Here is a 3,388-nt window from a genome sequence, read left to right on the forward strand (position 1 = left end):
TCGGCCAGACACAGGCGGATGCCGGTCAGCCCCAGCGCCGGGTTTTCTGCACTGCTGCGCCCTAGCCACTTAGGATTCTTGTCGGCGCCCAGATCCATGGTGCGTATCGTCACCGGCGCGCCCTTGAGCGCTTCGGCCACTTCGCGGTAAGCGAGATACTGTTCTTCTTCCGACGGCAGGGTATCGCGCCCAAGGAACAAAAACTCGCTGCGGAACAGGCCGACCCCGGCGGCGCCGCTGCTATTCACATCACCCGCATCGGTAGGCAATTCGATATTGGCCAGTAGTTCGATCACCGTACCGTCGAGGGTGGTGGCGTGCGCTTTGCGCACCTTGGACAACTTGCGCTTCTTGTCGCGCCAGGCGCGCTGGCGGCGTCGGTATTCGGCCAGCACCACCGGTTCGGGGTTAATGATGACCACGCCCTGCAAGCCGTCAACGATGATGGTTTCGTCTTCGCAAATCAGCTCGCGCCCGTGGTGCAGGGCAATCACAGAAGGCAGGTCGAGGCCGCGGCCGAGAATGGCGGTGTGACTGGTGGCACCGCCGACATCGGTAATGAAGGCGGCGACGTTGGATTCCTTGAAATACACCATGTCGGCCGGTGACAGATCGTGCGCCACCAGAATGGTATCGTCGGCCAGAATATCGGGGGCCGACAACTCGCCACTATGGCCACGCAGATTCTTGAAGATGCGCTCGGTCACCTGCAGGACATCGTGTTTGCGCTCGCGCAGATACTCGTCGTCCATGGCTTCAAACTGCTCGACCAGACGGTCGCACTGTAGCTTGAGCGCCCACTCGGCATTGCAGTTCTGCTCGACAATAATCTCGCGCGGCTCGTACGAGATGGTGATGTCGCCCAAGAGCATGATGTGCAGCGACAAAAATGCCCCCAGCTCGGCCGGCGCATTTTGCGGGATGCTGCCCCTGAGCATTTCCAGCTCCTTGCGCGTGGCACGGATCGCCTCGTCAAAGCGCAGCTGCTCGGCCGGAACTTCGTCACTGCCCAGCACTACATGCGGCACATCGCTCATGCTTTGTGCCAGCAGGTGCGCGCGCCCGATCGCAATGCCGCCGCCAACCGGCACCCCGTGCAGGATAATGCTCATGCCCCACTCTCCCCGATAAGGTGTTGCTTACTCCGCTTCGTCGAAGCGGTTATTGATCAAACCCAATAATGCGGCCAGTGCATCCGTCTCATCCTGCCCGTTCACTTCCAGCTCGACGGTAGATCCTTTGCCGGCCGCCAGCATCATCACCCCCATGATGCTTTTGCCGTTGACGCGGCGGCCATTGCGCGCAATCCAGACCTCGCTCTTGAAGCGGCCGGCAGTCTGGGTAAATTTGCTGGAAGCCCGTGCATGCAGGCCCAGTTTGTTGATGATTTCGACTTCTTGTTTAAGCATCTTGCTCCCCGTTATCCATAAGCTGTACGCCCTCTTCTCCCCCGCTCATTGCCTTGGCCACCACTTCTTGCAGCGGATTGTCGGCATAGCACAAGGCGCGCACCAGCATGGGCAGATTGGCCCCGCTCACCACCGCGACCTTGTCGGCCAGCGCCAGCCGGCAGGCAATATTGGCTGGTGTGCCGCCCTGCATATCGGCCAGCACCAGCACTCCGCTACCACTATCCAGTGCTGCAATCAGCTTTTGTGCCGATTGCAGCAACGCATCCGGATCCTCGTCGCAGGCAACCGCCAATGCGCGGGCATTGTCCGGTACATATCCCAGCACATGGCTGGCACACTCAAGCAGGCTGTCGCCCAGTGTGTAGTGGGTAATCAGCAAAATGCCGATCATGGTGATGCTCCCTATTTTACCCTGCGCAGATTACGGCAATTGTATCAGCCGCCAACGGGCTTGCGGCGGTACCACGCCAGACGATCGGCCAATTGCACCACTTCACCGACAATAATCAGGGCCGGCGACTGAATGCCATGCTCTTGCGCCAAAGCCGGCAGATCGGCCAAGGTGCCGGTCAAGGTACGCTGACGGGCGGTAGTTGCCCACTCGACAATCGCCGCCGGCGTCGTGGCCGCCTTGCCATGAAGGATAAAGCCCTCACACAGGCCTGCGATGCTGCTCAAGCCCATATACACCACCACCGTCTGCTGCTCGCGCGTCAACGCCGGCCAATCGAGATTGAAGCTGCCGTCTTTCATATGGCCGGTGACAAACACCACCGACTGTGCGTAATCGCGATGGGTCAGCGGAATGCCGGCATAAGCTGCCGCCCCCGAAGCCGAAGTAATCCCCGGCACCACCTCGAACGGGATGCCTTCTTCGGCCAGGCTGTCGATCTCTTCGCCGCCGCGGCCAAAGGTAAACGGATCGCCGCCTTTCAGGCGCAATACGCGCCGCCCTTCCTTGGCCAGCCTGACCATCAGGCTGTTGATATCATCCTGCGGCAGCGCATGATCGGCACGGGCCTTGCCGACATAGATACGCTCGGCATCGCGACGTACCAGCTCCAGCAGTTCGGGCGCCACCAGCTTGTCGTACAGCACCACATCGGCCTGCTGCATCAGGCGCAGCGCGCGAAAGGTCAGCAGATCGGGGTTGCCCGGCCCGGCACCGACCAGATAAACACAGCCCTCGTGCCAGCGCGCATCGCTCGCCAGCAAGGCATCCATATCCGACGCCACCCGGGCATCACTACCAGCCATCACCGCTTCGGCCAACGGCCCTTGCAGCACCGCTTCCCAGAAGGCACGGCGCTCATCCACCTGGGTAAAACGCGCCTTGACCCGATCGCGCCAGTCGCCGGCAAAGCGCGCCAGCGCACCATATCCGGCAGGAATCAGGCTCTCCAGCCGAGCGCGCATCAAGCGTGCCAATACCGGCACCTTGCCGCCGGTCGATACCGCAATCACCATGGGGGATCTGTCGATAATGGCCGGGGTGATAAAGCCGGACAGCTCGGGGTCATCCACAACATTGACCGGAATTCCGGCCGCCTTGGCGCAATCGGCCACCTGTCGGTTGACTTCGCGTAACTGGGTGGCGGCAATCACCAGGCGCGGACAGCCCAGCATATCAGGGTGAAAAGGCGCCGCGATATGCTCAACTTCACCCGCCTTAACCCATGCGGCCAACTCGGGGGCCAGTTCGGGCGCGATAACCGTCAGCCGCGCCCCCGCTTCGCGCAACAAACGCGCCTTGCGCACGGCAACCTCACCCCCGCCGACCAGCAGGCAAGCTTCGCCCTGCAACTTCATGAAAATAGGAAAATAGTCCACAGCCGGCTCCAATACAGCAGACTGTCAGCATAACCCGAAACGGGTAGATGGTGGGACTCGGGACTCGGGACTCGGGACTCGGGACTCGGGACTCGGGACTCGGGACTCGGGACTCGGGACTCGGGACTCGGGACTCGGGACTCGGG

General features: G+C 61.6%; 4 protein-coding genes. All 4 read right to left on the reverse strand.

What is annotated here, in order from left to right:
- On the reverse strand, positions 1–1,112 hold a 1,112-nt coding region (locus ACRC1E_RS00390), incomplete at its 3' end, for a phosphoenolpyruvate--protein phosphotransferase (protein WP_438513128.1).
- Positions 1,113–1,139: 27 nt separating this feature from the next.
- Positions 1,140–1,409, reverse strand: coding sequence for an HPr family phosphocarrier protein (locus ACRC1E_RS00395; protein WP_124735941.1), 270 nt, complete (start codon positions 1,407–1,409; stop codon positions 1,140–1,142).
- Positions 1,402–1,803 carry a PTS sugar transporter subunit IIA gene (locus ACRC1E_RS00400; RefSeq protein WP_438513129.1) on the reverse strand — a complete coding sequence of 134 codons (402 nt, stop codon included), beginning with the start codon at positions 1,801–1,803 and terminating at the stop codon, positions 1,402–1,404. The genes ACRC1E_RS00395 and ACRC1E_RS00400 overlap by 8 nt, the downstream gene beginning before the upstream one ends.
- A 44-nt stretch (positions 1,804–1,847) precedes the next feature.
- Positions 1,848–3,242, reverse strand: a complete 1,395-nt coding sequence (gene cysG, locus ACRC1E_RS00405) for a siroheme synthase CysG (RefSeq protein ID WP_438513130.1) — start codon at positions 3,240–3,242, stop codon at positions 1,848–1,850.
- Positions 3,243–3,388 lie beyond the last annotated feature (146 nt).

It is taken from the genome of Craterilacuibacter sp. (assembly GCF_051659485.1).
GTDB lineage: Bacteria > Pseudomonadota > Gammaproteobacteria > Burkholderiales > Chromobacteriaceae > Craterilacuibacter.

Excerpts from the sequence above, each read along its gene's own strand:
- ACRC1E_RS00395 (WP_124735941.1), bottom strand. The coding sequence starts at position 1,409 with ATGCTTAAACAAGAAGTCGAAATCATCAACAAACTGGGCCTGCATGCA.
- ACRC1E_RS00400 (WP_438513129.1), bottom strand. The coding sequence starts at position 1,803 with ATGATCGGCATTTTGCTGATTACCCACTACACACTGGGCGACAGCCTG.